The sequence below is a fragment of the Bradyrhizobium sp. USDA 3397 genome, from assembly GCF_054060965.1.
In genome coordinates this window covers 7686018-7710344 of sequence record NZ_JBSSDS010000001.1, presented here as the reverse complement: position 1 = coordinate 7710344, position 24327 = coordinate 7686018, and the positions used below count along the sequence as shown (strand labels likewise).

The 24327-nt window shown below is 64.0% G+C and carries 20 protein-coding genes and 1 pseudogene; 10 read left to right on the top strand and 11 right to left on the bottom strand.

Annotated features, from left to right (window positions below):
* Complete coding sequence (locus tag ACVWYQ_RS35875) at positions 1-1764, bottom strand: ABC transporter ATP-binding protein (RefSeq protein WP_157280949.1); 1764 nt, start codon at positions 1762-1764, stop codon at positions 1-3.
* Between the two features lie 275 nt (positions 1765-2039).
* On the opposite strand from ACVWYQ_RS35875, the gene ACVWYQ_RS35870 reads away from it, so the two are divergent.
* On the top strand, positions 2040-3110 hold the full coding sequence (locus ACVWYQ_RS35870; protein ID WP_271545576.1) for a glycosyltransferase family 4 protein: 1071 nt from the start codon (positions 2040-2042) through the stop codon (positions 3108-3110).
* 241 nt (positions 3111-3351) lie between these two features.
* Here the strand turns inward: ACVWYQ_RS35870 and ACVWYQ_RS35865 are convergent, their stop codons facing one another.
* From ACVWYQ_RS35865 to ACVWYQ_RS35855, 3 genes and pseudogenes are all read right to left on the bottom strand, one after another.
* A complete protein-coding gene (locus ACVWYQ_RS35865; RefSeq protein WP_246732131.1) occupies positions 3352-4632 on the bottom strand; it encodes a TRAP transporter large permease in 1281 nt (426 codons plus the stop codon).
* A gap of 219 nt (positions 4633-4851) precedes the next feature.
* Positions 4852-5328: pseudogene (locus tag ACVWYQ_RS35860) on the bottom strand (TRAP transporter small permease); the annotation flags it as partial.
* A gap of 262 nt (positions 5329-5590) precedes the next feature.
* Entirely contained in the window at positions 5591-6361 is a 771-nt protein-coding gene (locus ACVWYQ_RS35855) for a methyltransferase domain-containing protein (RefSeq protein ID WP_271545578.1), read from the bottom strand.
* A gap of 141 nt (positions 6362-6502) precedes the next feature.
* Here ACVWYQ_RS35855 and ACVWYQ_RS35850 point away from each other — a divergent pair, with 141 nt between their 5' ends.
* Positions 6503-6817, top strand: coding sequence for an SDR family oxidoreductase (locus tag ACVWYQ_RS35850; protein ID WP_271545580.1), 315 nt, complete (start codon positions 6503-6505; stop codon positions 6815-6817).
* Positions 6818-7005: 188 nt separating this feature from the next.
* On the opposite strand, the gene ACVWYQ_RS35845 is transcribed toward ACVWYQ_RS35850, so the two are convergent.
* The 4 genes from ACVWYQ_RS35845 to ACVWYQ_RS35830 all read right to left on the bottom strand — a co-directional run bounded on the left by ACVWYQ_RS35845 (position 7006) and on the right by ACVWYQ_RS35830 (position 10995).
* Entirely contained in the window at positions 7006-7614 is a 609-nt protein-coding gene (locus ACVWYQ_RS35845; RefSeq protein WP_275496730.1) for a DsrE family protein, read from the bottom strand.
* A gap of 24 nt (positions 7615-7638) precedes the next feature.
* A complete protein-coding gene (locus ACVWYQ_RS35840; protein ID WP_271545584.1) occupies positions 7639-8268 on the bottom strand; it encodes a hypothetical protein in 630 nt (209 codons plus the stop codon).
* Positions 8265-9308: a TAXI family TRAP transporter solute-binding subunit gene (locus ACVWYQ_RS35835; protein WP_271545586.1), complete on the bottom strand. Its 1044-nt coding sequence runs from the start codon at positions 9306-9308 to the stop codon at positions 8265-8267. Before ACVWYQ_RS35835 ends, ACVWYQ_RS35840 begins: the two co-directional genes overlap by 4 nt.
* Positions 9309-9369: 61 nt before the next feature.
* Complete coding sequence (locus ACVWYQ_RS35830; protein ID WP_271545588.1) at positions 9370-10995, bottom strand: coiled-coil domain-containing protein; 1626 nt, start codon at positions 10993-10995, stop codon at positions 9370-9372.
* 1261 nt (positions 10996-12256) lie between these two features.
* Between ACVWYQ_RS35830 and ACVWYQ_RS35825 the strand changes: the two genes are divergently transcribed.
* Both ACVWYQ_RS35825 and ACVWYQ_RS35820 read left to right on the top strand, forming a co-directional pair.
* Positions 12257-12688, top strand: a complete 432-nt coding sequence (locus ACVWYQ_RS35825) for a pyridoxamine 5'-phosphate oxidase family protein (protein ID WP_157280943.1) — start codon at positions 12257-12259, stop codon at positions 12686-12688.
* Positions 12689-12702: 14 nt separating this feature from the next.
* Positions 12703-12978, top strand: a complete 276-nt coding sequence (locus ACVWYQ_RS35820) for a hypothetical protein (RefSeq protein WP_271545591.1) — start codon at positions 12703-12705, stop codon at positions 12976-12978.
* Positions 12979-12996: 18 nt separating this feature from the next.
* Here ACVWYQ_RS35820 and ACVWYQ_RS35815 read toward each other — a convergent pair whose 3' ends face one another.
* Positions 12997-13926 carry a helix-turn-helix domain-containing protein gene (locus ACVWYQ_RS35815; RefSeq protein WP_271545592.1) on the bottom strand — a complete coding sequence of 310 codons (930 nt, stop codon included), beginning with the start codon at positions 13924-13926 and terminating at the stop codon, positions 12997-12999.
* Positions 13927-14398: 472 nt separating this feature from the next.
* On the opposite strand from ACVWYQ_RS35815, the gene ACVWYQ_RS35810 reads away from it, so the two are divergent.
* From ACVWYQ_RS35810 to ACVWYQ_RS35790, 5 genes are all read left to right on the top strand, one after another.
* Positions 14399-15349 carry a helix-turn-helix domain-containing protein gene (locus tag ACVWYQ_RS35810; RefSeq protein WP_157280942.1) on the top strand — a complete coding sequence of 317 codons (951 nt, stop codon included), beginning with the start codon at positions 14399-14401 and terminating at the stop codon, positions 15347-15349.
* A gap of 98 nt (positions 15350-15447) precedes the next feature.
* Entirely contained in the window at positions 15448-16437 is a 990-nt protein-coding gene (locus ACVWYQ_RS35805) for an alpha/beta fold hydrolase (protein WP_271545595.1), read from the top strand.
* A gap of 42 nt (positions 16438-16479) precedes the next feature.
* The gene (locus tag ACVWYQ_RS35800; protein ID WP_271545597.1) at positions 16480-17685 is read left to right on the top strand and encodes an NAD(P)/FAD-dependent oxidoreductase; all 1206 of its coding nucleotides are present in this window, start codon (positions 16480-16482) and stop codon (positions 17683-17685) included.
* Between the two features lie 32 nt (positions 17686-17717).
* Complete coding sequence (locus tag ACVWYQ_RS35795) at positions 17718-18629, top strand: MBL fold metallo-hydrolase (RefSeq protein WP_271545599.1); 912 nt, start codon at positions 17718-17720, stop codon at positions 18627-18629.
* A gap of 38 nt (positions 18630-18667) precedes the next feature.
* Positions 18668-19534 carry an SDR family NAD(P)-dependent oxidoreductase gene (locus tag ACVWYQ_RS35790; RefSeq protein ID WP_404542807.1) on the top strand — a complete coding sequence of 289 codons (867 nt, stop codon included), beginning with the start codon at positions 18668-18670 and terminating at the stop codon, positions 19532-19534.
* A 49-nt stretch (positions 19535-19583) separates the two neighbouring features.
* Here the strand turns inward: ACVWYQ_RS35790 and cax are convergent, their stop codons facing one another.
* A complete protein-coding gene (gene cax, locus ACVWYQ_RS35785; protein ID WP_271545604.1) occupies positions 19584-20687 on the bottom strand; it encodes a calcium/proton exchanger in 1104 nt (367 codons plus the stop codon).
* A 410-nt stretch (positions 20688-21097) separates the two neighbouring features.
* Here cax and ACVWYQ_RS35780 point away from each other — a divergent pair, with 410 nt between their 5' ends.
* Entirely contained in the window at positions 21098-22486 is a 1389-nt protein-coding gene (locus tag ACVWYQ_RS35780; RefSeq protein WP_404542811.1) for an MFS transporter, read from the top strand.
* 4 nt (positions 22487-22490) lie between these two features.
* Here the strand turns inward: ACVWYQ_RS35780 and ACVWYQ_RS35775 are convergent, their stop codons facing one another.
* Entirely contained in the window at positions 22491-24095 is a 1605-nt protein-coding gene (locus ACVWYQ_RS35775) for a B12-binding domain-containing radical SAM protein (RefSeq protein ID WP_271545606.1), read from the bottom strand.
* Between the last annotated feature and the right edge of the window lie 232 nt (positions 24096-24327).

Below are 24327 nucleotides of genomic sequence, written 5' to 3'. Positions count from 1 at the left end.
CTACGCGGCGGCTTGCGCGAGCCGGCTCATTTCCTGCGTGACCAGCTCACGATACGGCCCGTGGCCCTGCATCAGGCGCTCGGGCGAGCCGTCCTCGATGATCTTACCATTCCTCAACACCACGACGCGATCGAAATTGCGCAGCGTCGCGAGGCGATGGGCGATCGCGATCACGGTGCGGCCGCGCATCAGGCGCGACAGCGCCTCGCGGATCGCCTCCTCGGATTCGCTGTCGAGCGCGGCGGTCGCCTCGTCCAGCAGCAGGATCGGCGCGTCCTTCAGAAAGGCGCGCGCGATGGCGATGCGCTGGCGCTGGCCGCCCGACATCTTGACGCCGCGGTCGCCGACCATGGTGTCGAGGCCCTCGGGCAGGCTCTCGACGAAGTCGCAGCGCGCCGCGATCGCCGCGCGCAGCACCTCGTCGTCGGTCGCGTTCGGCCGGCCGTAGCGGATGTTCTCGCGAATGGAGCGATGGAACAAGGAAATGTCCTGCGGCACGACGGAAATCGCCTCGCGCAGGCTCAGCTGCGTCACCTTCGAGATGTCCTGGCCGTCGATGGTGATGTTGCCCTCGTCGACGTCGTAGAAGCGCTGCAGCAACGTGAACAGCGTCGACTTGCCGCCGCCGGACTGGCCGACCAGTCCGACGCGCTGTCCGGGCTGGAGGCGCAGGCTGAAGCGCTCGAAGATCTTGTCGCTGCCGGGATAGCCGAAGGTGACGTTGTTGTACGCGATGGCCGCGCCGCTCTTCACCAGGGGCTCGGCCTCGGGGTGATCGCGGAGCTCGTGCGGCACCAGTAGCGTGGCGATCGCCTCGGTCAGACGCGCGACGTGCTGGGTGACGTCGACCAGCGCCACCGCGAGATCGCGCGTCGCGCTCAGGATCGAGATGCCGAGCGTACAGACCAGCACGACGTCGCCGGTCGTCGCCTGGCCCTTTTGCCAGAGCGAGATCGCCCAGGCCATCAGCGCAATGGTCAGAAGCACGGTGATCACGGCATGCAACAGCCGCAGCTTCTCCAGATAACGCAGGCTGCGGCTGCGCGCGGTCAGCTCCTGGTTCACCGTCGCGTCGAACCGCTCATGCTCGTGGGTGATGCCGCAAAAGGCGCGCACCAGCGGCATGTTGCTGATGACGTCGATCATCTCGCCGTCGACCAGCGCGGCCTTGTCGGCGAAATCGTCATGCAGCGGCTTGCCTGCCGCGGCGAGACGAAACATCGCAACCACCATGCCGCCCGCGATCGCGATCAGGCCGAGCGCCATATAGGGACTGACGGTTCCAATCAGGATGATTGCCGCAATTGTGGCAATGCACGGCGGCAACACATTCCAGACGAACATGTTCTCGACGGTGAACACCGCGTTCGAGGTCGCGGTGATGCGGCTCGTCAGCATGCCGGGCATCCGGTCCGAGAAGTAGCTCGGCGCGTGGCCGGTCAGATGACGAAATATGTCACGCCGTAAATCGCCCGTGACCCGGACGAAGGTGAAGCTCGCTGTCCAGCTCGCGATCCGCCACAGGAAGTTGTCGGCGGCAATGAGTGACATGAGCAGAATGAATGCCAGCCATACGCCACCGCCATACGAGGGACCGGCGGACAAGGCGTCGACCAGGGCTTTCACGCCATACTGGGTGCCTACGGAGCAGGCAACGGCCCCCACGACCGCGGCCAGGATCACCAAATGCGACGCGAGACGACGCCGGAGATAGCGCAGGACAAAGGCAAATGGCCTACGCGCGTACCCAGAAAGCTGATCCATATGGCTGTCGCCCCGTTATGCTGGTTTTTCGTTTCGTTACTGGTCGAGTGAACATCGACCGCTTCGCCTCGGTTCCCGGGCAATCCCATCACGACATGCGGATGCGGACGATCTGCGAAGATGTAGTGGCAGCATCGCGACGCTTCCCCGACGTGTCGAATATGTAACGTTCGCGGGAAGGAACTTCGCAGGTGCGGGAACGTTCCCTCGTCTGGCATTGCCGGTGCCGTAAAGGCGGGGGTTTCAACATTCATGATCGCAGAGGAGATGGTGAGATGCGCATCGCGCAGGTAGCTCCGTTGACGGAGGCTGTTCCACCCAAGCTGTATGGCGGCACCGAGCGGGTGGTGCATTGGTTGACGGAAGAGCTGGTGGCCCTGGGCCATGACGTGACGCTTTTCGCCAGCGGCGACTCGCGGACATCGGCCAAGCTCGATGCATTATGGCCGCGGGCGCTTCGGCTCGACGGTTCCGTGCGCGATCCCAACGCGCTGCACATGGTGCTGCTGGAGCGGGTGCGGCAAAAATGTGACGACGAGGAGTTCGATTTCCTCCACTTCCATCTCGACTATTATCCCTGGTCGTTGTTCCACCGCCAGCCGACCCCGTTCGTGACGACCTTGCACGGCCGGCTCGATCTTCCCGAGCATCAGCCGGTCTTCAATACCTTCACCAAGATGCCGGTCATCTCGATCTCCAATGCACAGCGGCGGCCGGTGCCGCAGGCGAACTGGGTGACGACGATCCACCACGGCCTGCCGGAGAATCTGCTGACGCCGAAGCCGGCGAAACAGGAATACCTCGCCGTGCTCGGCCGCATCGCGCCCGAGAAGGGCGTCGATCGCGCCATCAAGATCGCGACCCATTGCGGCATTCCGCTCAAGATCGCGGCCAAGGTCGACCGTGCCGACCAGGATTATTACGACGAGCTGATCCGGCCGATGATCGAGAACAATCCGTTGGTCGATTTCATCGGCGAGATCAGCGATCACGAGAAATCGGATTTCCTCAGCAGCGCGCTCGGCCTCTTGCTGCCGATCGACTGGCCGGAGCCGTTCGGCCTCGTCATGATCGAGGCCATGGCGTGCGGAACGCCGGTCGTCGCCTTCAACCGCGGCTCGGTGCCGGAGATCATCGACGAGGGCCTCACCGGCTTCATCGTCGAGGACGTCATCAGCGCCGCGGGCGTGGTGAACCGGCTTCCGCAACTCGACCGCACCGCGATCCGCAAGCAGTTCGAGACGCGCTTCACCGCGCGGCGCATGGCCCTGGACTACCTCGCCGCCTATCGCAGCCTGACCGAGGCGCAGGCACCGCGGATCAAGCTGGTGAGCAGCGCGGAGTAGGAAGGCAACGTAGGCGCAAATCTCATGGCCGGGCGAGTACCGGCCATGATTTGCGTAAGCGCCCGGCCCTATCAATTCGTCATTGCGAGCGCAGCGAAGCAATCCAGGATCTTTCCGCGGAGGGACTCTGGATTGCTTCGCTGCGCTCGCAATGACGGAGGACTTGGCGACGGCCTCCTACCCGACCCTCGCCCGCTTCGGTTCGACGATCTCGAACATCCTTCCTATGCCTGTCGCACCGCTACATCCCCAATAGCCGCGGCAGCCACAGCGACAGGCCGGGCCAATAGGTCACCACCACGAGGAAGCCCAGCATCGTCAGCAGCCACGGCCACACGGCGACCGTGAGCTCGGTGATCCCCATCTTGGCGATGCCCGAGGCGACGTAGAGATTGAGGCCGACGGGCGGATGGCACAGGCCGACCTCCATGTTGACCGTCATCAGGATGCCGAAATGAATCGGGTCGATGCCGAGCTTGACCGCGACCGGAAACAGGATCGGCGCCATGATCAGGATGATCGATGACGGCTCCATCACGTTGCCCGCGAGCAGCAGCAGCAGATTGACAAGCAGCAGGAAGCCGATCCAGCCCAGGCCCTGGTCGATCATCCATTGCGCCAGCGCCTGCGGCACGTTCTCGTAGGTCATCAGGAACGAGAACAGCACGGCATTGGTAATGATGTAGAGCAGCATCGCCGAAAGGTTGGCCGACGACAGCAGCACGCGCGGCACATCGCGCAGCTTCAGGTCCTTGTAGATGAACACCGCGACGATGAAGGCGTAGACCGCGCTGACGGCGGCCGCTTCAGTCGGCGTGAACAGGCCGCTGTAGATGCCGCCGATCACGATCACGATCAGGAGGATGCCCCAGATCGACTTGCGGAACGCATCGAGACGCTCCATGAAGGTCGCCTTCGGCATCCGCGGATAGTCGTTGCGCCAGGCGCGATAGAACGTCGTCATGCCGAGCAGCGTGGCGAGCGCAAGCCCCGGCACGATGCCGGCGATGAAGAGCTTGCCCACCGAGCTGTTGGTGGAGACGGCGTAGAGCACCATCGGGATCGATGGCGGAATCAGAATGCCGAGCGAGCCCGACGTCGTGATCACGCCGGCGCCGAACCGCTTGGGAAAGCCTTGCGCGACCATCGCGGGCAGGATCACCGAGCCGATCGCCACCACGGTCGCCGGCGAGGAGCCTGAGATCGCGGCGAACAGCGCGCAGGCGACCACGCCCGACAGCGCAAGGCCGCCGTACCAATGGCCGACCAGCGAGGTCGCGAAGGTGATCATCCGCCGCGCCACGCCGCCATGGGTCAGGAAGTTGCCGGCCAGGATGAAGAACGGGATCGCCATGATCTCGAAATTCTCGATGCCGGTGAACAGCTTCAGCGCCACCGATTCGGTTCGCACGTCAGTCAGCGTGAACATGAAGCTGAGCACGGTCAGACCCAGCGCGATCGAGATCGGCATGCCCGTCAGCATCAGCGAGATCAGCAGCGCGAACACGATGAAGACGCGCAGGCCCTGCGGCAGCGTGATGACGTGGCCGGCATGCGCGAAGCACAGCGCGACGATCAGGACCGGCAGCAGCATCAGGATCCAGCCGAGCGGGCTGCGCTCGTCCCGGACCACCTGGGTCGGCGTGACCGGCGCCGGATGCACCGGATCCGCCTCGACACCCTCGACGCCCGCCATATCGTGATGCGGCAGCTCGCCGGTGCGGTAGAACGACCAGGCGACCTGCAGGAAGCGGAAGCACATCAGGGCGGAGCCGAGCGGGATGGTGAGATACACGAACCACATCGGCGCTTCGAGGTCGTTGGACTGTTGGCCGCTGTGCCACATGTGGGTGACGAAGGCGGCTCCGAAATAGCCGACGATGGCGGTGAACAGCGCGCCGCACAGCAGGCCGAAGGTGATGATGCGGCGGCGCGAGCCGCCGGGCAGGATGTTGACCAGCACGTCGACGCCGACATGGATGCCGGTCCGCACGCCATAGGCGGCGCCGAACTTCGCCATCCAGATGAACATGTAGATGCAGAGCTCCTGCGCCCACGACAAATCGAGCGCAGCGAGCCAGGCGAACGTCGCGCGCGCGGGCACGGCGAGGAAGGCGAGGTTGCGGGCTTCCGCCCACTTGGCGATGTCGATCGACAGCCCGGCGCCGTAACGGTGCAGCACCGCGACGAAGATGAGCGACGTCGCAGCCGCGATCATCGTCGCGATCAGCCATTCCTCGAGATGATCGAGAAAACGATTCAGCACACGCAGCAACTTGTGTCCCCCCATTGGATCGTTCAAGCGCAACGGTCGGGAGCGCAATTGCCCCCGACCGTTGGTATTGTTGCTATTGGGCCGCAGCCGTCGGTAACAACGAGAGCTAAGCGCTGCCAAGCTAACGTGATGACCGCCGAATGCGCAAGCCGGCATCCGCGCGAGTCCAAGGCAACGCATGCTATGCCGCATTGCGGCAGCGTCATCAGCCTTTGCGTTGCGCGACCATGAAGAGGCGCCGGAATGGGAACAGCGTCTGCCCCGCCGCATTCTTCGGATAGGCCCTTGCGACGCGCATCCCGTAGGCGGCTTCGAACGCGGCCTTCTCTTCGCCTTGGAGAACGTCGAGATAGCGCGTCAGCCAGGTGCCCTTGGTCCATTCCTTCACGGGATTGTCGCCTTCGAGCACCTGCAGATATTCGGTCTCCCAGATGTCGATGTTGGCCGACATCGGCGCGAGCAGATCGTGATAGAAGGCCGGCCCTTCCACCGGCGGCGGGGTGACGAGATGCTCCACCTTGGACCGCCATGGGCCATCGAGCGCAGTCTCGCCGATCAGCACATGCGACGGCGCGAGGAAATTGCGCGGCATCTGCACCGCGAACATGCCCCCAGGCGTCACCTTCTCCATCAGCGACGGAAACAGCGCCGCATGATTGGGTAGCCAATGCAGTGCGGCATTGGAATAGATCAGGTCGTACTGCCCGACGGGACTCCAATGGCCGAGATCCTCATGTGACCATTCCACGTCAGGGGCGGCCTTGCGTCCTGCCGCGACCATCTCCGCCGAGCCCTCGACACCGGTCACGCGCGCCTCCGGCCAGCGCTCCCTGATCAATTTGGTGACGTTGCCGGCGCCGGCGCCGAGATCGGCGATCGCGCGCGGGGCAAAATCCGGAATCCGCATCAACAGGTCGACGGCCGGCCGGAGCCGATGGCCGGAGAACTTCAGATATTGCTGCGGATCCCAGACCATCCTTCGACGCCTTTTCCTTCGCCAAGGCTCTTGCTCCTTCGGCAAGGCTCTTGGTTACCACTGCTCGTCTCGGTCGGGCAATTCGCAAAGCCCACGGGATAGGGCAGAAAACGAACAACAAAAGCAGAAGACCAAGGGAGCGTGCGACCATACCCGCCGGACTATCGCGAGCGTTTTGCCGAGGAGGAGATCCGGGTCGGCTATTGGGGTGAACCGGAAGATCTCGCTGCACTCGCGGTGTTCCTGGCCTCACCCGTGGCCCGGTACATCACGGGCACTGTGATCCCGGTGGAGGACTGCGGCGGTATCAGTTCTAAGGCGGGACTTCGTAGCGGCCTTCTGGCACGCCGCCGACAGTTTGATTGCTACAAGGTAAGTGCACTCCCTCTCCCGCTTGCGGGAGAGGGCTGGGGAATGTTTCCGCAATGGGATAGCCCCGACAGGAGAAAGCCCTGACCCGCGCCGGAGCCTGTCGTCGGGCGCGCCGTCGGCGCGGCCAGGTGGCGTGACCTCTCCCGCATCCGCCTTCGCCAAGGCTTCGGCGGACAAGAGCGGGAGAGGTTGCACCGAGCCCATGGCAATCGATTCAACCTAAAGCCATTCCGCTCCAACTGCGCATCCGACGGCCTCATTGTCGCCGGACCTCACGGTTTGACGTAGCTCCAGCCTTGTTCCTGCAACTCCATGACGCGGACGACACCCGATTTGACCACCGTCGCCTGCGGAATCAGATTGACGTCCTTGCTCTCCGCCTTCCGCATATTTTCCTGGGTGTTGCCGCAGGCTTTGAAGGAGATTTCGGGATTGCTCATCGCGAGCACCTCGATGCGTGGCTTTACCGGCGAGGTATCATCGCGCAGCATATGAAGACCCGGACCGAAGGTGACGATCTCGATTGACACTGGTTCACCGAGATCGCGGTAATATTGCGCGACATTGCTCGCATTGTTGAGCGTGAGGTTCATCATCGCGGGGTCATTGGAATTGACCTGCAATATCAGCTGATGCGGCTTTCTGGCGATCTCGGGCTTTGTCGCCTGGGCCATCGCCGCCCTGGTCGCAGGGGATTGCTTGCTCGTGCGAGTCTGTCCCGGCTTGCTCGCCTGCGCCTGTCTACCCGGTTGCTTCGGATTGCTTACTTGATTCGTCGCGCTCGAGTGCGGGTTGAACTGGTTGTCCAGCTCCGCCTGCGCGTCTGATCCGACCAGGAGCAGCATCGCCATCGCTGCCATCGCCAACTTCAGATTGATCATCTCGTGTCTCCCGTTCCCTGACCATCACCTTCCTGGTCTGGCGACGCTATGTGGCCATTTGCATGCAGCCGCCATTCTCCTACGCACCTTCTCGAATCCGCTGAGCAGGAATTGTCCGTCTTGCACCTGACCCGTGCGGGCGAAAAGGCGCACGACGATGTGACCCTCGTCGGGTAGCGCGTTCAGCAACTTTACGACGTCGCCCCCGAAAGCGACGCCGGAGCCGAATGACGGCGATGCTGCCGCGAGTTGCATCGGCGTGTCCGCATTCAGCCGAAAGGAGATGACGTATTCGTTGGCGCTCCGTGACAGCGCCGATCCGGCGACCGTGACTTCGGTGCGGCCTTTGCGGCAGTGGATTGCGAGCTGCATCGCGGCTCCATCGGAGCCGCTGACAGAGTATGTGGTGGCGGTGACGATCGGCGAATAGTCGACCGGCGAGGTGGTCTCGCTGACTAGCCAATTATCGTCCGACACCCGCCGGGCAGGCCGTGACAACTTACGTGATGAATCTTGAAGACATTCCTGCCGGGCCGATCCGTCCATGCCCGAACAAGCCCGAAGTGCTTCCGTGGAATCGCCGGTGCTTTGCGCGTAAGCGATTCCGCAGGCAACGTTGAAGGCGACGGCGAGCGGAGCAACGGCAGCGTTCATGGCTTCGCCTGGGCGCTGCGTGCCTGGCGATCCAGCCATTCCTGCGCTGCCTGGAAGCGGGTGAGTCCCGGGATGGTTGCGGCGAGATTGATCGACCGCCATTTCGGATCAAAGCCTGGTGCCTGCAGGCGGTCGATCCGCGAGAACAGGTAATCGACGAGGCGCGCCACGCGTTGATAGCGATTCGAGCCTGGCCGCCAGTTGAACGCAACGAGCGCTGTCGGCACCGCGATGGTCGAGACCCGATCGCCCTGCTTGATCAGATTGGGATACTCGATCGCGTCCAACGTCGCGGGCAGATAATAGTCCTCGAATCTCCTGTCGTAGTGGACCGGGAGAAACTTGAATCCCGCTTCCCAACGACCGCGTACGAAGGCGTCGACGGGCTTCGATGTGATGAACACCACGGCCGACATCTCACCCTTGCGCATCTGTTCCAGGGCAAGCTGATGCGGAATGAACGTCTTGTCGACGTCGATGCCGAGGCGGCTGAAGATCAGCGGTCCGGAATAGGCGGCTGCGGTGCCCTGGGTATTGAAGTTCACTTTCTTGCCGGCAAGGTCCTGCAGGCTCGTGATCTCCGGCCGCACGAAGATGTGCAATTCGGACGGGAACAGATTGAGCAGGTAGGTGATGCGGCTTTGGATCTGCGGAACCTGAAGCTTGTACTCGTCGAGGGCGTCGGAATTGATGATCGCGGTGTCGACACCACGCAGATAGAGTAGCGCATTCAGATTGTCGGTGGCGCCCCGGGTGACGATCGGCAAAAGATGCAGCTGTGCTCCGTCGTCGACGACACGGGCCATTTCGGCCGCGAGGCGGATCGGCGCGCCCTCGAGCAGGCCGCCGGCGAGCCCGACGGTCCAGGCGTTCATCCGGTCCTTTTCTCTCTCCTGAGGAAGCGGCCGTTGGACGATTTGTGCATCCGCCTTGGCGGATCTTGCGGTTTGTGCTTCCAGGCAAGTCGGTTGAAGCAGCACGGCCATCGGCACCAGCGCGGCGAGCAGGAGCGACGAGAGCGACCTTGGCAGCTTGTTCATGTCGTTCCTTTCCGGATGCCCACTGCAACCACTCGTCCCAGCATGAATGCAAAGCCCACTCTCAGTGATGCAATGCATCCAGTCGTTCCTTGGCTCCGCGAATGCCGCTCCTCTGCGCCTTCGCGTAGAGCTCGCGCGCCTTGGCCGCCTCGCCGCGCGTTCCATAGGCGCCCCAAGCGGCCAGAACCGCTGGATCATATGTCTCCGCGAGCATGAAGGTCGCCTGCGCAATGTTCTTCTCGGCTGCGAGCTCGAGCACGATCCGCGCTGCACCGATATTGCCCTGATCGAGCAACGCTCTGGCACGCGGGATCAATCGGGCCTCCACCTCGTCCTGGCCTGGATTCGTCGGCGGCTCCGTTGCGGTCACGTTCTGCGCCGTCGACAAGATCGGGCCGTCGCTTCTTTGCGCCGCCGGGGCATGCTGATCGGTAAGGCGCGATACCGAGGCGATCTCTCTCTCCCTGGCTTCAGTCCTGCTCCGCTCCCGCTCCAGCGACTGTCGCAGTTCGGCGATTTCCCGGTTCGCTGCCTGTCTCTGCTGCGAGGCTGCATCGTTCGCCTCGCGCAGATGCCCGTTCAGCGATTCGATGACGCCGCGCGTTTGCGCAAGCTTGCTCTCCAGCGCGGCAGCATGAGCCTGTGCCTCTTCGAGGGCACGGCGTTGTTGCTCGGCGTTCGCCGTTGCCGACCGCGCGGCGTCCTCCTGTTGCGCGAGGGCTGCGTTCCTTTCGCGCTCCTGCTGCAAGGACTGCCGCAATTCCGCGATCTCCCCGCCCGCCGCCTCGCTTTGCTCCGCCGTCGCACCGTCGGCCGTAGCCGATCCGCGAGTCATGCCGGCAAGCTCGCTCGCGAGGGCGGCGGCGCGTGACTGCGCCTCGTAGCGTTCTTGCTCAGCGCTTGCCGCTATCGCCTGCGCGGCGCTCACTCGCGTCGCCAGGACGGCGCTCTTTTCCCGCTCCTGCTGCAGGGACTGCCGCAGTTCAGCGATCTCCCACGCCGCCGCATCCCTCTGCTGTGCGGCCACCTCGTCCGCCTCGCGCGCCTGCGCGATACGAGCCTCTACTTCGCGGCGGGTTCCGGCAAGTTCGTCCGCGAACGCGGCGCTGCGGGCTCGCTCGTTTTGAAGAGACTGCCGCAGCTCCTCCGCAGCAGTTTCCGCTGCATGCGTGCGCTGGACCGCCTCTTCGAGCTCCCTGCGCGCGCCGGCCAGTTCACCGGAGAGCGAGTCACTGCGCCCGTCGGCGTCGAGCCGTTGTGGCGGGCCCGCCGCGCTTGCAGAGACTGCCTGAATCGGGGCCTCGGACGTTTCGCTCTGAAGGAGTGCTGGCGATCCGGTCGCGAAGTCAGGCCGCTGGTCTAGGCCGGCGGCGCTCCCGCTGTCGATTCGAGTCATTTCGGCAGTCGGTTGTGCCTTGAACGGGTCGAAAGCACCGAGCAGGGCTACCCCAGCGAAGATAAGGGGGACCAGAACGACAGCTGCAATGAGCGAACTACCCGTCTCCTCGGGATCGATATCCTCGGTCTCACCGAACCAATGGGTCCGTGAAGAGCAGAGCGCTGAGCCGTCCTTTGCGCCCCATCTGCCCGTCTCGGGCAACCCGTGACCGAGCTCAACGGCCCCCGCCGCATCATCTATCCGGGTGTTGTCTCGACCCTTGGGTGCAGTATCGATTGATTGGCGCATGCATCACGCCTCTCTCAAGAGCAACTCCAATGGAGCGATCGCCCAGCCTGTTCGCATGGTTTCGGCACCCGATCAGAACACGCGTAGATAATGTGTTGCGGCGCGGCGACACGCCCAAATTAAATATAACAATTAACTCAAATACATATAATTTTGACCATATTCAAAAGTCAAATTAAATATACTCGTCGGATGCCGTTAAACAGCTCATACATCGCATGGAATATAGGGCTGGCACCCCGAATCTGCGTATCTGACCATGTTCTCGTCGCGTCTAGGCATGGAGGAATGACCATGCGCATTGCATTGCCGTATTTGGGAATTGGCGTCTGTTTGTCTGTTGCCAGCTGGTTGGTGCTCGGGCTTGTGCTCTAGCAGCGGTTTTCCGTAAAGGAACTCGGAATCGACCTGGGGCGGTCGCGCAAAATCACCGAACCAACGGCGCTTTGACCCTTGGCGTGTCCCGATCGCGGTCGGCGGCGTCCCTGCCGCGCGTGTCAACCAAATTTCATGAACCTTTGCTATGGTCATCAACACTCATAGGTTTAAGTCCATTCTGTTTCTTGGCCCAGCTGTTCATTTCCTGACAGTCATAGTTTAGGGCGCGTCATGAGTACTCGTGGTCAGTGCGACCGTATTGCGATTCTGCGTCAACGTGTTTTGTCGCTCAGCTCTCAACTGACGGAGCTTCAGAACCTTCGTACCCGCCTGGAAAAGGCTGAGGAACGACGAATGCGCAAGCGTTCAAAAGTCACTGGTACCTTGGCGATGCGGCGCCGATCTTGGCAGTAGGCGAGTCGACAGCCCAAGCCCGCGTCGGGAGCGCCTCAAATTTTGGGATCGTAACTCCAAGATGCGGGTCCTTCACTTGCCTCATCGGGCCCATGCCCGATACACACTCAGGCGTGTCCTTCGGTTCTTCTCGTGCCACCACAGCTGGCTCGAAATCGCCGAAAACGGCCTGGTTTGACCGCATGGGTGCGTGCGCTCGTGGTGTTTTTCGCCTCGCGGGCGCAGTACAATCATGGGCACGGTGATCCCCGTGGATGGGGACTGCGGCGGGATCAGTTCTAGAACTGCGGCGAGGAGCATCAAGAGGCCGATCGCAACACTCACGCTCTTCGAGCATGACCGCCCAACCGTCAGACCGCCGCCGGTAATAAGCGAGTCATTGCTCAACCGCGGGCGCGCACTTCGTCCCCGGCTTCAGGGAACATGGGCCCAATCCAGTCGTTGCCTCCGCTCCACTGGAGGAAAGTTCATGCCCAAGAAGTCGCTCGCCGAAATCTCAAAGCAAATGGCCGGCATCGACATCGCCATTCTCTCGACGCACACCGAGAACGGCGAAATTGCCAACCGTCCGATGAGCAACAATGGCGACGTCGCCTACGACGGCACCTCGTACTACTTCACCTACGAACAGGCGCGGACGGTGTCGGACATCCAACGAAATCCCAAGGTAGCGCTCGGATTCTCATCGGAGGCGGGCCTATTCTCGAAGGGAATCTACGTCGCGGTCGAAGGGACTGCCGAGCTGATCCGCGACAAGGCCGCCTTCCAGCAGCATTGGACCAGCGACCTCGACAAGTGGTTCGACAACGGCATCGATACGCCGGGAATTGTCCTGATCAAGGTCAAAGCCAACCGCATCACGTATTGGAAGGGCCGCGAAGAGGGCGAGGTCGTGATCTGACCGACGCGGTGATCGTGCGCCGATTCCTCGATTGGTTCTTCAGGAGCCGCGAAATCGGCGCCATCACCATCGCGCAATGGCCCAACCTCATCCTATGGATCGTGATCGTCGCCGGCCTTCTGCTTTGGATCTGGCCTTCCGCGGGAAGAGCCAGCGTCGTCCTGACAATCGTCTTCAAAGGCGGACTGATGATTTGGGGCGCCGACGAGATCGTCCGCGGCGTGAACCCCTGGCGGCGCTGTCTCGGCGCTGCGGTCGTCGTCTACGCGCTCACCACGCTTGTGCCGTAAGGGGGCGACGAAGCACGCCTAGCCTTCGCGGTTTGCTGCTCCCTGCGCATCGCGCCGCCATGCACCCGGGCTGACGCCGACGATCGCGGAGAACACCCTCGTGAAGTGGCTCTGGTTGGCAAAACCGGCCGAAATAGCAACCTCGGACAGTGAGAGACCGTGCTCACGCATCAGGCGCTTGGCGGTTCTCACGCGATGATGCAGAAGCCAGCGATGAGGAGGCAGGCCGGTCGCAGTGCGAAACGCACGAGAGAAGTGGCTGACAGAGAGGTCGAGCTCCGCAGCGATCGCCTGCAACGGCAGCTTGCCGCCGAGATCCGCTTCAAGTTTGTCGCATGCGCGCGCGAGCTGCCATGGCGCAAGCGCTCCGCGGGTGGTCTCGGCCTTGTGCCGAAAGCCTCCATAGGTCTCGGCGACATGAGCCGTGAGCGCCAGCATCATGTGGTCGACGAAGAGTTGGTTGGCCTCGCCCGGCCGGCGCAGTCCGTCGCGCAAGGAAGCGCCGATATGACGGATGATGGCATCATCGTGCCCGACGGGGCCGCAGTCGAGCGCATCGATGCGCCGCGCCCCCGACTGATCGGCGAGACCATCGAGCGCCGAGCGCGGCACGTAGAAATGCAGAGAGTGAAACGGCTTGTCGATCACGTAGCGGGGGTCGGCCTTGAGATCGTATAGATAAGTCGTCCCGGCATGGACGTCTGCCTTTGTGAGGTGACGACCCTGCTCCCAGAGCTCGCACTCCGGATAGTCGCGCAATTTCAGGCTGACGAGATAGGCGTCTTCCGCAGCAAACGAACCGGACAGACCCGGCACCGGATTGTCGTTTCGCGTTTCCGTGACTGCGATCTCGGCGTTGCGCAGCGACCGCGTCATCAGCGTGGGCGGCACATCATCGAGGCGGAGGAATGCTCCGATCCGCTCACCGTACGCGCCTGTCCTGATCATCCTGTGTCTCGTCTGTGCCGTCGTAGAGCAGGCCACAGCAACCTGCCATTTGCAGGAACCTTTATCGGTATCCCCCACCGCTGTCCACGATTGACGAAGTCGCACCCCTCCCCGATCTAATCCCATCCAAATTTGTCAAACATTTCAAATTGTTCGGTGCTTGCTTTTGGCGACGTGAGGGGCCGCCGAACCGCAGCGTCGACATCACGACTTTTCACAAACGCGCGCGACTAGCGGGCGCCCGACGCGCGCAGCAGGATCAGGCAATGCGCGGCAGTATCAGGAAAGACACAGATCTTCGCGCTGCCTAGAACCTGTAAATCAACGGCATCGGAATCTCGATGGATCGCCTTCGGACCTGATCCATCCTTTGAGCAGATCGCCAAGACCGGCTGTTCGGCCCCGCTCTGCGCGGCTGAAACGATGGTCGATTTGTCGCGCCCCAGCGACGCGCCGCCACCCGGGCAAAGCCATGAGCAAAGTCGTATTGCACGAATCTCCGAACGACATCCCCGCCGCGTCTCAAATGCGGCGCGACGTCGTCCTGTCAGGCGATCGGCCCGCTGCCGGTGAGGAGATGGCGCGGGTGCTCGGGACGATGCCTTTCCGCATGGCGCTGGACTCCTCCGGCGCCGGGATTGCTCACTGGAAGCACGAGCCCTTGCACGACGTCGTTGCGCCGATGAGCCACCACGTCATCATGGCTTACAACGGCACGGTGCAGCGCATGGAGCGACGCTCCGGGCAATCCGTCGCAATCGGGACCTTTCGCCCGGGCGTCGTCATCATCATTCCGGAGGGGTCGAGCTCCCGGTGGGACATTCCAAAACCGGTCGACGTCGTACAGCTCTACCTTCCGCAGACAACGCTGAAGCGCGTTGCGGACGAAGCCGAAGCCGGCGCACCGTCCGAACTCCTGGAGCGAACCGCACATCCCGATCCCGTCACGTCCCGCCTGCTCCTGAGCGCAGCGGACGTGCTCGATGGAAACGAAGCCCTCGACACGCTGTTCAGACAGCAACTCATGGATTTGCTTGCGACGCGTCTTCTGGCTGCGCACACCGGCTCGCCGGGCACGATCGCTCCGGCCAGGGGCGGCTTGGCGCCGAAGACGTTGCTTCGGGCGATCGAGCGGTTGCGATCCGACAGTGATGCCGACGTCTCGCTCGCAGCGCTTGCCGCCGAGGCCGGCTTATCGCGCTTTCACTTCTGCCGCGCATTCAAGGACAGTACCGGGCTTTCTCCCCATGCCTGGCTGCGCCAGCACCGGCTCGAGCAAGCCATGAACATGCTGCGCGACACCGACGCCTCCGTCGTCTCGATCGCCGTCGCGCTCGGCTACTCCTCCCAGACCGCCTTTGCCGCCGCGTTTCGAAAGCTGACGGGGGAATCGCCGAGCGATTGGCGGCGGCGCGGTCGATAGCAGCAATCGCGATGCAATCGCGGCAATCGCGCTGGGGCACGGGCAAGCCCGGTTCGCTAGACATTCATGGTGCCCCCCACCTGCAATGGAAGCAGCAAATGCCCTTGATCACATCCGTCAGTCGGCTCGCGAGCACCTCGCGGCGAAATATCCTGGCAACCACACTTCTGTACGCGGCGTCATTGACCGTCCGCTCCACCTCGGCGGTAGGCCGCGATGCCGAGAGCGCCGCGCTTTCGGTCGGCAAGAACGACGGTGCAGCCTTCGTCACCACCAGCGACGGTGTCCAAATCTTCTACAAGGACTGGGGACCGAAGTCCGCGCAGCCGATCGTCTTCCATCACGGCTGGCCGCTCAGCGCCGACGACTGGGACGCCCAGATGCTGTTCTTCCTCGGCAAGGGTTTTCGCGTGATCGCCCATGACCGCCGCGGCCATGGCCGCTCCAGCCAGGTCAGCGACGGCCACGACATGGATCATTATGCCGCCGATGTCGCCGCCCTCGCCCAGCACCTCGATCTTCGCAATGCCATTCACGTCGGCCACTCCACCGGCGGCGGCGAGGCGACGCGATACGTTGCCCGTCACGGCCGTGACCGCGTGGCCAAGCTTGTGCTCATCGGTGCCGTGCCACCCCTGATGCTGAAGACCGAGTCGAATCCCGGTGGATTGCGCCTGGAGGTCTTCGACGGCCTGCGCCGGCAGCTCGCGGCCAACAGGTCGCAGTTCTATTTCGAATTCGCGAGCGGCCCCTTCTACGGCTACAACCGTCCGGGCGCCGAGCCCTCGCAGGCGGCGATCTGGAACTGGTGGCGTCAAGGCATGATGGGCAGCGCCAAGGCCCATTACGACGGCATCAAGGCCTTCTCGGAGACCGATTTCAGCGAAGACCTGAAGAGCATCGCCGTGCCGACGCTCGTCCTGCACGGCAGCGACGACCAGATCGTCCCCATCGCCGACTCCGCGCCGCTGTCCGCCCGGCTTTTGAAGCACAGCACCCTCAAAATCTACGATCTGCTGCCACACGGCGTCTGCACGACCCATCCGGACATCGTCAATGCCGACTTGCTCAGGTTCGTGACGGCATAGCCCGGCCTTCATCCCAATCACATCACTCGAGGAAAAATCAACATGCGCATCGCCATCATCGGCGCCGGCTTCGCCGGCATGTATGCCGCCCTTTCAGCCGCCCGCCTGCGCGACATTCAGGGCGCTTCGCCCGACAAGCTCGAGATCGCGCTCGTCGCACCCGAACCGACGCTCGTGGTTCGCCCGCGACTCTACGAACCAAAGCCCGAGACCCTTACCGCACCGCTGCAGGACGTCTTCAAGGCGATCGACGTCGTTTATGTCCGTGGCCATGCCGAGGCAATCGATACCAAGTCCAAGGTGGTCGAGATCGCTGCTGCGCAAGGCACGCGGAGAAAGCTGTCCTACGACCGGCTGGTGGTCGCCACCGGCAGCCGGCTGTTCCGGCCGAACGTTCCTGGCCTTGCCGAATACGGTTTCAGCGTCGACCAGCTCGATGATGCCATTGCGCTCGATCGTCACCTGCACGGGCTGTCGAGTCGCCCGGCCTCGAAGGCACGCAATACCGTCCTCGTCGCCGGCGGCGGATTCACCGGCATCGAGGCGGCAACCGAGGTGCCGTCGCGCCTGCGCAAGATTCTCGGCAAGGACGCCCGGCTGCGCGTGGTCATAGTCGACCGCAACGAGGCGATCGCCCCGGATATGGGCGCAGGCCCCCGCCCTATCATCGAGGAGGCGCTGCAGAAGCTCGGCATCGAAACCAGGCTCGGTGTCGGCGTGGCCTCGCTCGACAAGTCCGGCGTCACGCTTTCCAATGGCCAGCAGATCGAGTGCGAGACGGTGATCTGGGCCGCCGGCATCCGTGCAGCGCCGTTGACGGCGCAGATCCCGGCCGAACGCGACCAGTTTGGCCGGCTGCTCGTCGACCGCGAATTACGCGTCCCATCGGTCAGCGGCGTCTTCGCCACTGGCGATGCCGCACGGGCGGCGTGTGACGATGTCGGCAATTACGCGTTGATGTCATGTCAACACGCGACCCGGATGGGCGCGTTCGCCGGCAACAACGCCGCCGCCGAGCTGCTGGGCGTTCCGACCAGACCCTATCACCAGAAAGCCTACGTCACCTGCCTCGACCTCGGCGAAGCCGGCGCGCTGTTCACCCGCGGCTGGGAGCGCACGGTCGAGATGGTCGGCGACGTCGCCAAGAAGACCAAGCAGGAGATCAACACGGTCTGGATCTATCCGCCCAAAGCCGAACGCGCCGCAGCGCTCGCCTCCGCCGATCCCGAGCGCGTCACGGCGCTCTAGCAACTGCCCCCAACCTTGAAAAGGAGACCAACATGAATCTGCACAACGCCTCCATCGCCGCGAAACCCGAAGAGCTCGTGCCGTCGCGCTACGCGGTGCGCATTGGCGACATTGACGTGCTGGTGGTCAGCGACGGCGTGCTGCCGCTCCCGACCACCATGCTGGCGCACAACGCAGACCCCGCCGTACGGGCCAACTGGTTGAGCGAGATGTTCCTGCCTCAGGATGCGTTCGACTGGGCACTGAATGCGGTGATGGTGCGAAGTGGCGACAAGACCATTCTCATCGACGCCGGACTTGGGTCCGATCCCGATCTGCATCTGCCGCGCGCCGGACAGTTGATCAAGCGCCTGGAGGCCGCCGGAATCGACCTCTCGTCCGTGACCGATCTCGTGTTGACCCACATGCACATGGATCACGTCGGTGGCTTGCTGGTCGACGGCGTGAAGGAGCGGCTGCGCAAGGACCTGCGGATTCACGTGGCCGCCGCCGAGGTCAAGTTCTGGGAGTCGCCCGATTTCACGCATACCAACATGCCGCAGGGATTTCCCGATGCACTTCGGGCCGCCGCCAAGCAGTTCGTGAAGATGTACGGCAGCCAGATCCGGCCGTTCGAGGAGCAGCACGAGGTTGCACCCGGTGTCGTCGTCCGCCGCACCGGCGGTCACACGCCCGGACATAGCGTGGTCCGCGTGGCGTCCGGCGGCGAAGCGCTGACCTTTGCCGGCGATGCCGTGTTTGCGGTCGGGTTCGACCAACCCGAATGGCACAACGGCTTCGAGCACGACCCTGAGGAGGCGGCGCGCGTTCGTATCCAGCTGTTGCGGGAGCTTGCGCAGAGCGGCGAGCTGCTGGTGGCCACGCACATGCCGTTCCCATCGGTCGGCCATGTCGCGGCCGCCGGCGATGCCTTCCGCTGGGTCCCGGTGTTCTGGGACTACTGACCGGCAAGAACCGGCTGAACGGGAGCGCGCGTCCACGGATGATCGAGCGCGCGCTCTTCAGATCACACCCGTCACGGCGGCCGGTACACCGGGAATCGGCCGCCGCGGCGTGCAAACTCCGACCAATTGGTGCGGCTGACCGCACGAGAGATGAGAACATGCAAGATCAAAAGGTCGTTGTCGTCACCGGCGGCACGTCAGGCATCGGCCGCGCAGCGGCGCTCCGCTTCGCGAAACAAGGTTATCAGGTGCTGATCACCGGCCGCCGGGCGAGCCTGATCCAGGAGACCACGCTGCAACACGAGAACATCGCGGGAATGACGGCGGATGCAGCGTCCGCCGAGGACGCCAAGCGAACCATTGCGAAGGCGCTCGACAAATGGGGCCGCCTCGACGCGCTGGTCAACAATGCCGGCGCGGGCGCAATCCTGTCGCTCGCCGATGTCACTGCCGATCGCATCACAGACATCTTCGCTGTCAACGTGCTCGGCCCAAGTCTGCTCGCGTCGGCAGCGCTTCCCCATCTCAAGGCCAGGCGCGGCGCGATCGTCAACGTCTCCAGCACCTTCGGACACAAAGCGGCGCCGGGACTATCTCACTACGCAGCCAGCAAAGCCGCCGTGGAGCATTTGACGCGATGCTGGGCCTTGGAACTGGCCCCGTTCGGGATCAGGGTGAACGCCGTTGCACCGGGCCCAACGGAGACGGGCGCGCTGACGGGCATGATGGGATTGTCGGCGGAGCAGGCCGCAGCGGTCGAGGAACAGGAGCGCGGCAGCATACCGCTCGGCCGCCGCGGCGTGCCCGAGGATGTTGCTGAATGGGTCGTCCAACTCGCCGGTCCGGCCTCGGCGTGGGTAACCGGTCAGGTCATCGCCGTCGATGGCGGCCTGGGGCTGGCATGATCTCGCGCGACCAATAGCCTGCCGGCGCGAGATCGAAGGGCACCGAATCTCACCCCTGTCCCGCCGGCGGCACCACGTACAGCGTCAGCGCGAACACCGCATAGATGAAGATCAGCAGGGCGCCGACGAACCAGGCCGAGCGCCCGCTGGACGTGATGAAGGCCGACGTCACCGTCGCGATCATCATCATGGTGACGGCGCCCGGCCAGAACTGCAGGTCCATCGGCTTCGGCCCCACGACATAGCTGAGCAGCACCAAAGCGGGTGCGACGAACAGCGCAATCTGCGAGGCGCTGCCGAGCGCGATGCTGACGGCCATGTCGAGCCGGTCCTTGCGCGCCGCGGCGAAGGCCACCGCGAATTCCGCGGCGGCGCCGACCAGCGAGACGACGATGAAGCCGACGAAGGCCGGGCTCATTCCGAAGGTTTCCGCCGCCTTCTGCACCGATTCGACGAAGATCTCGCTGACCAACGCGACCAGCACGGTGACGACCAGCAGCGTGCCGACGGCCGTTCCGATCGGCCAGTGCGCCTCCTTGTCGTCGTGGCCGTGACCGGCGCTTGCGAACAATTCCTTGTGCGTTCGAAGCGAGAACAACAGGCCGAGCCCGTAAGCGATGATGAGCAGGACCGAAATGCCGAGGCTGAGCTTGTTGAGGATGCCCCCGCCCTGCGGCAGGTGGTCGAGATCGGCGACCGCCGAAGGCGCAAGCAGGGCGACGGTCGCCATCAGCAGCAGGCCGGACGAAAGCCGCGCACCGGCGCGGTTGTATTCCTGCACGTGATAGCGCAGGCCGCCGAGCAGCAGGCAGGCGCCCAGCATGAACACCGCGTTGGTGACGATCGCGCCCGCGATCGAGGCCTTCACCAGCATGTACTGGCCGGCCCGCAGTGCCGTGATGGCGATGATCAACTCGGTCAGATTACCGAGCGTTGCATTGAGCAATCCGCCCACGGCATCGCCGGTCTTCGCGGCAACCGCCTCGGTGGCGTGGCTGAGCAGCGCCGCCAGCGGAACGATGGCCAGCACCGCGAGCACGAACAGCAGCGTATGGGAATGCGGCGCCACCGCCTCTGCCACCAGCACGATGGGCACGAAGGCCAGCATCCAGAGCAAAGGGGTATTCCGGATTTCCCTGAGCAGAGTCTGCATGTGGCCGCCCTTCCATCGATGCGCTGATGGAAAGGTCGAGCGGCCGCGCGGGCGGAGTGTTGATCTGCCTCAACGTCGGCGTGGCGGAGACGGCGCGCAGGACGCGCATGCGGCCTGCTCCCGGCCTGATCGCTGGCACGCTGGCATCCTGCCAGTGTTTTGCCCGACGGGTCAACTTGATGGCGGCTGCGACCGCCGTTTTCGACACGGCGAGAAAATGCCTTTTCGATCAAAGGGCCTCCTACTGTGCATGGGGTTGTTTTTCGACTTTTGTTTTGGCCCTGCGCTCGCAGCGCAGCCGCATTGCCTGACCTTCGCGCATACACAGCATGCAAGCTTGCGCCTGTGGAAGCCGGCGCCTCCGTAGTACATGCCGAACGTCCCGCCGCCGGAGCAGCGCGCCAAGGAAAATGACAATCACGCTACCTGCCGCCGCGCGCGAGCCCGCTCCTCCCACCGCCGACGGCCTGCCGGCCGCGCAGCGGCGCTGGGCGGTCGCGGCGATCTTCACTGCGCTCGCGATGGCCTCGCTCGACACGGCGATCGCCAACATAGCCCTGCCCGCCATCGCAGCCGACCTGCACGTCACGCCGGAGCAATCGGTCTGGGTCGTCAACGTCTACCAGATCGCGCTGGTGGCGACGCTCTTGCCGCTCGGGGCGCTCGGCGAAATCGTCGGGCACCAGCGCATCTATCTCGGCGGCCTGATCCTGTTCACCATTGCCTCGCTGTTCTGCGCGGTGGCCTGGTCGCTCGACAGCCTGTTGCTGGCGCGGTCCCTCCAAGGGTTGGGAGCGAGCGGCATCATGAGCGTCAACACCGCGCTGGTGCGCTTCGTCTATCCCGGCCGCATGCTCGGCCGCGGTTTCGGCCACAACGCGCTGGTGGTCGCGACCGCCTTCACCATCGGGCCCTCGATCGCCTCTGCCATCCTCGCGCTCGGACCGTGGCCGTGGCTGTTCGCCGTCAACATCCCGTTCGGCCTCATCGCGATCGGCATTGGCTTTGCCATGCTGCCGAAGACTCCGCGCGCCGATCACGGCTTCGACTTGCTCGGCGCGATCCTGGCCACCGCCTGCCTCGGCCTGTTCATCACCGGCATCGGCAGCGCCGCGCACAATCTGTCGCCATTCGTGGTCGGCATCGAGCTGGTCACCGCCCTCGTGCTTGGCGTGATCCTGACCCGCCGCCACGCCGATCATCCCGCGCCAATGCTGCCGATCGACCTGTTCGCCAGGCCGATGTTCGCGCTGTCGGCGGCAACGGCGGTGTGCTCCTTCGCCGTCCAGGGCCTCGCCTTCGTCTCGCTGCCGTTCTATTTCGAGGATGTGCTCGGCCGCTCGCAGGTCGAGACCGGCTTCTTCATGACGCCCTGGCCGCTGGTGGTCGGCATCATGGCGCCGATCGCAGGCCGCCTCTCCGACCGCCATGCCGTCGGCCTGCTCGGCGGCATCGGGCTCGTGCTGCTCGGTCTCGGCATGGCGCTGCTGGCGACGCTGCCGGCCAATCCCGCCATTGCCGACATCATCTGGCGGATGGTGATCTGCGGCATGGGGTTCGGCTTCTTCCAGGCGCCGAACATGAAGGCGGTGATGGCAAGCGCGCCGCCGCACCGCAGCGGCAGCGCCTCCGGCATCGTCGCCACCGCGCGCCTGACCGGGCAGACCACCGGCGCGGCGCTCGCCGCCGCCTGCTTCGCACTCGCTGGCCACGAGGGCGCGACGCTGGCGCTGGCGCTCGGCGCGGGCTTTGCCGCGCTCGGCAGCGTGATGAGCTTCCTGCGGCTCGCGGTGAAGTAAGGCCTCAGGCCGCCGTCACGCCGACAGCCACAGGAGCGACGGCCTCGCTGTCCAGCGCGGCCAGGCGCTGGTCGATCGCCGCGATGACCTTGCGCGAGTACGGTCCGAGATGCGCATAGGCCGCGATCATCTGCACGGCGATGCGTGCGGACGACGTGTCGCGCTTGGCGCAGTTCATGAAGGTTTGCCAGAGCGGCCCCCGCGCCTCGGGAAGCGCGGACACCACCTTGTGCACGGTCTCCATGGCCCCGAGCTTGGAGCGGATGTCACCTTCGGCAAGTTCGGAGCGCTGCCGGGAGCGGTCGAGCAGCGTCATCAGGCGGTCGACACGTGCTGCATAGGCCGCCGGGCTGTAGATGTGTTCCAGCACCCGCTTGTAGTCCGTCAGGATGTCACGCAACGGGCGGACCGGATCGAAATTGATGCCCGCCGTGCACTGATCGGCGCCAATCGTCGGCGCCACGTCGTGCCCGGAATGCAGCCGGCCTTCGCGCTCCAGCCGGCGCGTGAGCTGCGTGTTGGGCAAGGCATAGAGCAGGCCGACCATGGCGACGGGGATTGCCGCCTCCTCGATGAAGTCGATCATCGCCTCCGCCATCGAGACCTTTTCGTTGTCGAAGCCAACGATGAAGCCCGCGGTGACGAGCATGCCGGCGGCGTAGATCTTGTGGATGCTCTCGGCGATGTTGCGCCGCGTATTCTGCTTCTTGCGCATCGCGACCAGCGTCGCCGGGTCCGGACTTTCGATGCCGACGAAGATGCCGAAGAAATTGGCCGCACCCATCAGCTCCAACAGCTCCGGGTCGTCGGCGAGATTGACCGAGGCTTCCGTGGAGAATTCGAAGGGATAGCCGTGCGTGCGCTGCCATTCGGCGAGCTTCGGCAGGAACTGCCGCAGCGACTTCTTGTTGCCGATGAAATTGTCGTCGACGAAGTCGAGATGGCCGCGATAGCCCATCTTGTAGAGCGTCTCGAGCTCGACGAACATCTGCTCGATCGTCTTGGTCCGCGGCACGCGCCCGTAGAGCTCGATAATGTCGCAGAACTCGCAGGTGAACGGACAGCCGCGCGAATATTGCACACCGAGATAGAGATAGTCCTCGAACTTGAGCAGGTCGAAACGCGGCACCGGCGTCTTGGTGACGTCGGCCTGGAACTTCGGCGCGGTGAAGAGGCCGGATCGCGCGCCGCTCTCCCAGGCCGCGATGAATTCGTTCATGACGCTCTCGGCCTCGCCGAGCACCCGGAAGTCGGCCCGCTCGTAGATGTGGGGGCTCGAGGTGGGGTCGGGACCGCCGACCACGACCGGCTTGCCCGCGGCGCGGCAGAGCTCGATCAGACGCAAAGTGTCGGCCTGCTGGGGCAACATTCCGCCGGTGAAGACGACGTCGGCCCAGGCGAGATCCTCCTCGCCGAAGGGTGCCGTGTTGCAATCGATCAGCCGGACGGTCCAGCTCTCGGGCAGCATCGCAGCGACGGTGATCAGGCCCAGGGGGGCGGCCGGGCGCTTGACGCCCATCACTTTGCAGGATTCGCCGAAGGTCCAGAAGGACTCTGCCGAGAACAGCGGGTAGAGCATCAGTACGTTGCAGGGACTCGGCACGTTCATGGAACTCCTTTTGCGTCGGCGCAGTGTACCAAAGCGCCCGCGACTTGCACCCCGGCAATAGGGACAAACTGTCGCCGCTGGGCAAGCGGCGCGGGGACCTGGAACCGGCATTCACAGCCGGACGTCGCCTCAAGCCGGGGATTGGCGCCCTCGGAACAAGGCCTCAACCCGAATCGATTGCGATTGGATGAGCCAAAACGGCCTCCCGGTCCATACCCCAGAGCGGGGCCCA

Bases quoted from the DNA above. Each gene is read 5' to 3' on its own strand.
- ACVWYQ_RS35875 (WP_157280949.1), bottom strand. From the start codon at position 1,764: ATGGATCAGCTTTCTGGGTACGCGCGTAGGCCATTTGCCTTTGTCCTG.
- ACVWYQ_RS35870 (WP_271545576.1), top strand. From the start codon at position 2,040: ATGCGCATCGCGCAGGTAGCTCCGTTGACGGAGGCTGTTCCACCCAAG.
- ACVWYQ_RS35855 (WP_271545578.1), bottom strand. From the start codon at position 6,361: ATGGTCTGGGATCCGCAGCAATATCTGAAGTTCTCCGGCCATCGGCTC.
- ACVWYQ_RS35845 (WP_275496730.1), bottom strand. From the start codon at position 7,614: ATGATCAATCTGAAGTTGGCGATGGCAGCGATGGCGATGCTGCTCCTG.
- ACVWYQ_RS35840 (WP_271545584.1), bottom strand. From the start codon at position 8,268: ATGAACGCTGCCGTTGCTCCGCTCGCCGTCGCCTTCAACGTTGCCTGC.
- ACVWYQ_RS35835 (WP_271545586.1), bottom strand. From the start codon at position 9,308: ATGAACAAGCTGCCAAGGTCGCTCTCGTCGCTCCTGCTCGCCGCGCTG.
- ACVWYQ_RS35830 (WP_271545588.1), bottom strand. From the start codon at position 10,995: ATGCGCCAATCAATCGATACTGCACCCAAGGGTCGAGACAACACCCGG.
- ACVWYQ_RS35825 (WP_157280943.1), top strand. From the start codon at position 12,257: ATGCCCAAGAAGTCGCTCGCCGAAATCTCAAAGCAAATGGCCGGCATC.
- ACVWYQ_RS35815 (WP_271545592.1), bottom strand. From the start codon at position 13,926: ATGATCAGGACAGGCGCGTACGGTGAGCGGATCGGAGCATTCCTCCGC.
- ACVWYQ_RS35810 (WP_157280942.1), top strand. From the start codon at position 14,399: ATGAGCAAAGTCGTATTGCACGAATCTCCGAACGACATCCCCGCCGCG.
- ACVWYQ_RS35805 (WP_271545595.1), top strand. From the start codon at position 15,448: ATGCCCTTGATCACATCCGTCAGTCGGCTCGCGAGCACCTCGCGGCGA.
- ACVWYQ_RS35800 (WP_271545597.1), top strand. From the start codon at position 16,480: ATGCGCATCGCCATCATCGGCGCCGGCTTCGCCGGCATGTATGCCGCC.
- ACVWYQ_RS35795 (WP_271545599.1), top strand. From the start codon at position 17,718: ATGAATCTGCACAACGCCTCCATCGCCGCGAAACCCGAAGAGCTCGTG.
- ACVWYQ_RS35790 (WP_404542807.1), top strand. From the start codon at position 18,668: ATGATCGAGCGCGCGCTCTTCAGATCACACCCGTCACGGCGGCCGGTA.
- cax (WP_271545604.1), bottom strand. From the start codon at position 20,687: ATGCAGACTCTGCTCAGGGAAATCCGGAATACCCCTTTGCTCTGGATG.
- ACVWYQ_RS35780 (WP_404542811.1), top strand. From the start codon at position 21,098: ATGACAATCACGCTACCTGCCGCCGCGCGCGAGCCCGCTCCTCCCACC.
- ACVWYQ_RS35775 (WP_271545606.1), bottom strand. From the start codon at position 24,095: ATGAACGTGCCGAGTCCCTGCAACGTACTGATGCTCTACCCGCTGTTC.